4 protein-coding genes, 1 rRNA gene and 1 pseudogene are annotated in these 6,403 nt (G+C 36.7%); 5 read left to right on the top strand and 1 reads right to left on the bottom strand.

Annotated features, from left to right (window positions below; translation table 11 throughout):
• Positions 1 to 111 precede the first annotated feature (111 nt).
• A 5S ribosomal RNA gene (gene rrf, locus QQK09_RS19215) occupies positions 112 to 227 on the top strand.
• A 496-nt stretch (positions 228 to 723) separates the two neighbouring features.
• On the opposite strand, the pseudogene QQK09_RS19210 reads toward rrf, so the two are convergent.
• Positions 724 to 1,488 (bottom strand): annotated as a pseudogene (locus QQK09_RS19210) (transposase); the annotation flags it as partial.
• Positions 1,489 to 1,797: 309 nt separating this feature from the next.
• Between QQK09_RS19210 and QQK09_RS19205 the strand changes: the two are divergent.
• The 4 genes from QQK09_RS19205 to QQK09_RS19190 all read left to right on the top strand — a co-directional run bounded on the left by QQK09_RS19205 (position 1,798) and on the right by QQK09_RS19190 (position 6,376).
• Positions 1,798 to 2,478 (top strand): oligogalacturonate-specific porin KdgM family protein, encoded by a 681-nt coding sequence (locus QQK09_RS19205; RefSeq protein WP_284205854.1) that lies wholly within the window; start codon positions 1,798 to 1,800, stop codon positions 2,476 to 2,478.
• Positions 2,479 to 2,592: 114 nt separating this feature from the next.
• Complete coding sequence (locus tag QQK09_RS19200; RefSeq protein WP_284205853.1) at positions 2,593 to 3,306, top strand: FadR/GntR family transcriptional regulator; 714 nt, start codon at positions 2,593 to 2,595, stop codon at positions 3,304 to 3,306.
• Positions 3,307 to 3,779: 473 nt separating this feature from the next.
• A complete protein-coding gene (locus tag QQK09_RS19195; RefSeq protein ID WP_284205852.1) occupies positions 3,780 to 5,642 on the top strand; it encodes a DUF294 nucleotidyltransferase-like domain-containing protein in 1,863 nt (620 codons plus the stop codon).
• A 23-nt stretch (positions 5,643 to 5,665) separates the two neighbouring features.
• The gene (locus tag QQK09_RS19190) at positions 5,666 to 6,376 is read left to right on the top strand and encodes a 3'-5' exonuclease (RefSeq protein WP_284205850.1); all 711 of its coding nucleotides are present in this window, start codon (positions 5,666 to 5,668) and stop codon (positions 6,374 to 6,376) included.
• The last annotated feature ends 27 nt before the right edge of the window (positions 6,377 to 6,403 follow it).

Genomic DNA, 6,403 nt, shown 5'->3' with positions numbered 1-6,403 from the left:
AAAGAAGACATAAAAATATATGCGCTTGCGTAACGTATTTTACTAATACAAAGCCTGATTAAAGACGAACGAATTCAAGAACAATAACAGCTTTTCTAATTAACTTTTTAGCTTGGCGACAATAGCGCTGTGGTCCCACCTGATCCCTTTCCGAACTCAGTAGTGAAACGCAGTTGCGCCGATGGTAGTGTGGGGTCTCCCCATGTGAGAGTAGGTCATCGCCAAGCGCCTAATTACGATAAACCCCAGTCCTTCATAGAAGGGCTGGGGTTTTTTCGTTATTACGGCTTATGACTTGACCTGCTCTCGCATGGGAAGGTGGACAGTCTGCCGTAGGCAGTATCAAATCATGGGATAGTAGGGCGAATTGTGCGACAGCACAGGTTTATGAGCAATGTTCACCCATCGCCAAGCTTGCAATCAAATCCAGATAAACCCCATCCTGCATAGCAGGGTGGGGTTTTTTCGTTATTACGGTTTATGACTTGACCTATTCTCGCATGGGGAAGGTGGACAGTCTGCCGTAGGCAGTATCAAATCATGGGATAGTAGGGCGAATTGTGCGACAGCACAGGTTCATAAGCAATGTCCACCCATCGCCAAGCGCCTCTGCGTATCAATATATATCCTACAAAGAAAATACATATCGGGCTTCGCCCAATTGACGGCCTAAAGACCGACCTACAGTTGAATCTCATTTTTGTCTTATACCAATTCCATTAATTAATTGGTCATATTAATCCACGATCTTGAACATAATGAAATAACTCTATTGATGTCACTTCTGAAACGATTCCAAGCATTAGCGCATTTTTCTACAATATCGTCATAATCTCTGAAAACGCGATTAGCAACTTCATTTTGTCGCATCCATGACCAGACTTGTTTATTGGATTTAATTCTGGAGAGTATGCCGGGATGTGGATAATACTTAAATTGGGGAATACGTCGTCTAGGTATTCTTGATGCCAGCTCGCACCATCCATTATCACTACTGCATGCCGATCAGCCTCTGTAGCGTTTGCAATGAGTGCTAGATGTTCTTTCATTATTTCCATATTACTAAACGATGCAATAATGGCTTCTGTTTTACCATTAGACGGGCAAACTGCACCAAACAGGTAGGCATAAGTGTATTGTTGTTGCTTGTTGCCCGAACTGAGCCTCATCTTGAAAGCAGATATCCACACGATCTAAAGCCACATGACCAGGGATCTTAAGGATCGTTTTTATTTTAAATTTTTTTAAAACTTTCCTGTGCGTCAATTGATTGTTTAGGGTGCTTTGAGCGCGTCGTGATCCAACTAATATTTAGTTCGTGTAGTAGGTTGTAAATATTGAATTTTCAAACTGTACGCCAAACTCTGCTAAAACATAACGCTGGACATCATTCCCTTGTAGCCTGCCACCATCGGCCTTTACAGCTGAAGAAACAACAAAATTTTTTAGTTGAGAGAGCTGTTCGTTGGTTAACCTTGATGGTTGGCCTGTTGCTAACTTTAAAGCTAATGAAGCCCAGACTTGAGTTGTTTGAGCGGTTTTAACTCGGTGTAAATTAGTTTCTATCATAAGTCTATTTAATTGTTAATTAGTTATTATTTTGTCTTACAAATGTTGTAATTTTTACTATCTTTAGATCAAAATCATGTGCTTATATTTGTAACAATTCGTAATTTACTTCAATATTTAGAGTTGGATCCCCCTTTTCTGTAAGAAACAATGTATTTCCTTACCATTCTGTAGGTCATATAGTATTGTATGACAATTAACTAATGTGAATAAATTAAACGGTATCTTATGAAACTTATCAAATCCTCTGTAATCCTTTTTGCAACTAGCGTGATTTCTCTAAATGCGTACTCGGCATCAGTCGATTTTCGCCATGAATACAAAGGCAAAACTGATCAACATTCTAGTCGTGTAAAAATGGGTAATACATTTGATAATAACTTCTCGATTGGTTTAGAGCTTAAGTTTAAAGGCAAAGATGGCAAGTTCATGAAGGACCTAGAGAATAATGGTTCCGAGCTAGACCTAGGTTACAAATGGGCTATTAATAATGAATGGGCTTTACAGCCAGGTATGCCAATTGAATTTGGTGCTGAAAGTGCAACGTATAAACCACAATTACGAGTAACTTATACTCCAGAAGCTGTTAAAGGTTTTTCTGTTAGTGGTCGTTACCGTCTTGATATCAAACCTGGTCAAGATGATAAAAAATTCCGTAATCGTTATACTGCCAATTTAGGCTATAGCATTGAAAATTGGAGCTTTGGTCTAGAGATGAACTATTACAAATCTCACGAAGAGTCTTATATCCTATTTAATAATAAAGATACAAACTATGAAAATAATCTATCTGCTAGTTACAAAGTTGGCGATTGGACTCCTTTTGTTGAGTTTGGTGACGTGAGTGTTGCTGCAGATAAAGATACACGTGAATTAAGAAGTCGTATTGGTATTCGTTACAGTTTCTAGTTCCAAATCGACTATTATTCAAGTGGTAAATTATATTTTTGAGATATAGAACCGTATCTAATATCTCTTATTTACCATACAATTTATAATATTTTATTAATAGTAAGAGATCTTATGAGTAATTCCTTCCTACAAATTGCAGGCTCTAAACGCAGTTTGCATGTGCAAGTAGCACGTGAAGTAGCACGCAAAATATTGTCCGGTGAATTAGCTCAGAATGAAATCATTCCTAGTGAAATGACCTTATGCCAACAATTTAGTATTAGTAGAACGGCATTACGAGAAGCGATAAAGTTGTTAACCTCTAAAGGGTTATTAGAATCAAAACCAAAAGTTGGAACACGTGTAAAAACACGCGATAACTGGAATTTCTTAGATTCCCAACTGCTAGAGTGGGTAACTGATCTTGCTGATAATGAAGCTATCTATAAAGAATTTTTAGCTTTACGTATTGCTATTGAACCAGAAGCAGCAGCATTAGCAGCTGAATTTGCTACAGCAGAGCAACGTATTTTATTATCTGCTACTTTTCAAAAGATGGATCAAATTTCAGCAAATTTCGACAGTCAAGCGTGGACAGATGCAGATATGGAGTTCCACCGTTTAGTATTCTTATCAACGGGTAATAGTTTTTATCTTCCTTTTGCTAATGTGCTTTGCACGATGTTCAAAAGTTTTATTGGCTACTCTTCATCAGAGGGTGGTACTTGTATTGAAGATCATCGTGAAATTTATACTGCAATCATGGCAGGTAATGTTGATAAAGCACGACAAGCTAATATTAACTTATTGAATAATAGTAATCACCGTCTTCCTACTAGTAAGTAATCGATTATTGATATGAGTTGCGAGCTTTTAGCTTGCAATTCTTTCAATACCCTCTTTATTTTTTATACCGCGATTAAACTTCCTCAATAACCTCATCTTTGAATGATTTTTTAATAGTTATATTGTAATACAAATATAGTGGATATATTATGAGCAGATACTTAATAAAAGCATCTTGTTTTAGTTTTAAATACCTCTATTCAAGATTTTCAGTAATAGGCGCTATCGAATTATTTTTAATAAATTATTACGCTACAGTCCGATTTACTACAGCATCAAAAATTTTAAATTTTAATAAACAGATTAATCAACTATTGAACCGTTTCATACTTTCTAATTTTTATTAATAAGTTGTGTATGCGAAAACTACTGAAAGAAAATATAAGCACTTAGCCTTATATCACCTTGAATGTCATATTCAATAGACTACATTTTATGTTTATACCATTTTAGAATTCAATAATGGATTATTTATGCCTCAAACACTTATTCCTAATATTCATGACTTCCTCTCTAAAATCGATCCTTTCGATAAGTTACCTAGAGAGTTGCAGCGACAAATTGCAGGCTCGATTAAAATTACGTATTTAGCCAAAGGTGAACAAGTTCATTTTGGTGGGGAGCATGAATTACGTTATTTATATGTTATTCGTACTGGCTCTATGGAGCAGCGAAAGCGAAGTGGAATGTTACGTGCAAAATTGAGCGAAGAAGATCTATTTGGTTTTACATTTTTAGAAGAACATAAAGAGGATGCTGAAGATTACAGTGCAACGGCTATAGAGAGTACGTTACTGTATTTAATCCCGCATGCTGAGCTTTTAAAAATATTAGAAGAGCACCCCTTCTTTGCGGAGCATTTTGCCAGTAATGCACAGGTTCGCTTACATTCTGCACTTGATGTGGTGTGGTCTGATAGTGAGAAAGGGATATTTGTAAAAAAAGTCTCTGATGTTGCTAGTGATAAAATTGCAGTAGTACAGTCATATACACCTATTCAGGAAGTTGCGCGTCTCATCATTGAGGTCTGTTCACCAACGGCGGTAGTGATGGAAGAGGGCGTTATCGTTGGGGTAATAACCGATCGAGATATGACCAAGCGAGTTATTTTGGCTGGTGTTGATATTCAATCGCCTGTTTCTGAAGTGATGACGCTGAATCCTTTAACGATTGGACCAAATGATCTGGTGTTAAAAGCTTCCTCGTTGATGATGCAACACAATATACGTAGTTTACCCGTTGTTGAAAATAACAATGTATTGGGTGTACTTACAACGACGCATTTAGTGCGAAATAACCGTATGCAAGCGGTCTTTTTAATTCAAAAAATAAATTATGCTGAAACAGCACAGGATTTAGCATTACTGACTTCAGAACGCCAAGCTATCTTTGAAGCATTAGTTGAAGGGCAAGTTAACGGCGATGTTATTGGTCATGTAATGACGATGATCATGGATGCTTATAACCGTCGTTTAATTCAGATGGCAGAAGATCACTTTGGAAAAGTACCTTGTGAATATGCTTGGATTGTTGCGGGTTCTCATGCACGTAATGAAATTCATATGCTTTCAGACCAAGATAGTGCAATCATTTTGTCTGATAATGCCACTGCTAGTGATCGTTTATATTTTCAGCACTTTGCCATGTGGATTTGTAATGCTTTAGATGCTTGTGGTTTCCCACTTTGTACTGGTAAATTTATGGCTGCTAATCCTAAATGGTGTCAACCGTTACGCGTTTGGAAAGCCTATTATGATAAATGGGTTGCCAACCCTGAATACGATTGTTTACTGAACGTCAGCGTATTCTTAGAAACCCGATGGTTATGTGGTAATCAACAATTTGTCTCAGAATTACAATCACATCTTTTCGCAGATATTGAAAAATCAAATGGATTTTTACCCTCATTAGTACGGGACTCTATCTCGGTAAATCCACCACTTGGTATCTTTAATTCATTAGTATTAGAAAAAACCGGTGAGCACTCAAACACATTAAATATCAAAAGATTTGCATTAACACTGTTAGTCGACTTAGCGCGTATTTATGGCCTATCGTCAGGATCGCAGCAAACGGAAACAACGGCACGTTTTATTCATGCCCATGAGCAAAATATATTAAGCGAAGATATGCTCAAGAATGTGTTAGGTGCTTTTCGATTCATTACTCAAATACGATTATCTCATCAACTTGAAGATCTTAAAGAGGGAAGAGAACCTGATAATCAGATTGATCCTAATATATTCGGTAGTTTTGAACGTAAACACTTAAAAGATGCATTTAGAATTATTTCTGATTTGCAAGATAGTGCTAAATTACGTTTTATCAGAGAATAATCTATTTATCAGGAAGATATTTTATGGTTCCACTATTCAATTATTATCACGCTCTTAATAAACTTAAGCGAAAGCGAGAGCGTTATATCAGCAAGTATGATCTACCTGATAATATAAAATCCTTATTAAAGGCACCGTTACCTGGTTTAGATGATGATCTATTTGAGGTTGATTATGTTGCTTTAGACTTTGAAACCACAGGGTTTTACCCAGAACAAGATCAAATTTTGAGCGTTGGTTATTTACCACTCTCTAATCAAAAGATTTTGGTTTCTGAGGCTGCTGAAACATTTATCAAGTCATCAGAAAAAATTAAAGCTGAAACAGCAGTGATCAACCATATTGTCCCGGAGATGCTAGAAAAAGGCTTACCATTGGATGAGGTGATGGATATGCTATTTTCCGCAATAACAGGAAAAGTATTAATTGCACATGGCTGTATTATAGAAAAACGCTTTTTAGATTATTATATCGCGAAGCATTTTCAACTCCCCCCTTTACCTTTATTGTGGGTTGATACTCTCTCGATTGAAAAATCATTAACGATGCATAAAGGTACTCATAAATCAGCAGACTTCCGTTTGGCATCAACGCGTGCTCGACACGGTTTGCCTGAGTACTCTGCTCATGGGGCATTAATAGATGCGTTAGCGACAGCTGAATTGTATTTAGCGTTATTAAAGAAACGTTTTGCAGGAACCAAAGCCTCTTTCCGACATTTAAAAATTGAATAATAATTATTTTAACTGTTATTTTTACCA

It is taken from the genome of Psychromonas marina (assembly GCF_030161115.1).
Classification (GTDB): domain Bacteria; phylum Pseudomonadota; class Gammaproteobacteria; order Enterobacterales; family Psychromonadaceae; genus Psychromonas; species Psychromonas marina.
This window is presented reverse-complemented; position numbering and strand designations above follow the sequence as displayed.

Bases quoted from the DNA above. Each gene is read 5' to 3' on its own strand.
- QQK09_RS19190 (WP_284205850.1), top strand. From the start codon at position 5,666: ATGGTTCCACTATTCAATTATTATCACGCTCTTAATAAACTTAAGCGA.
- QQK09_RS19205 (WP_284205854.1), top strand. From the start codon at position 1,798: ATGAAACTTATCAAATCCTCTGTAATCCTTTTTGCAACTAGCGTGATT.
- QQK09_RS19200 (WP_284205853.1), top strand. From the start codon at position 2,593: ATGAGTAATTCCTTCCTACAAATTGCAGGCTCTAAACGCAGTTTGCAT.
- QQK09_RS19195 (WP_284205852.1), top strand. From the start codon at position 3,780: ATGCCTCAAACACTTATTCCTAATATTCATGACTTCCTCTCTAAAATC.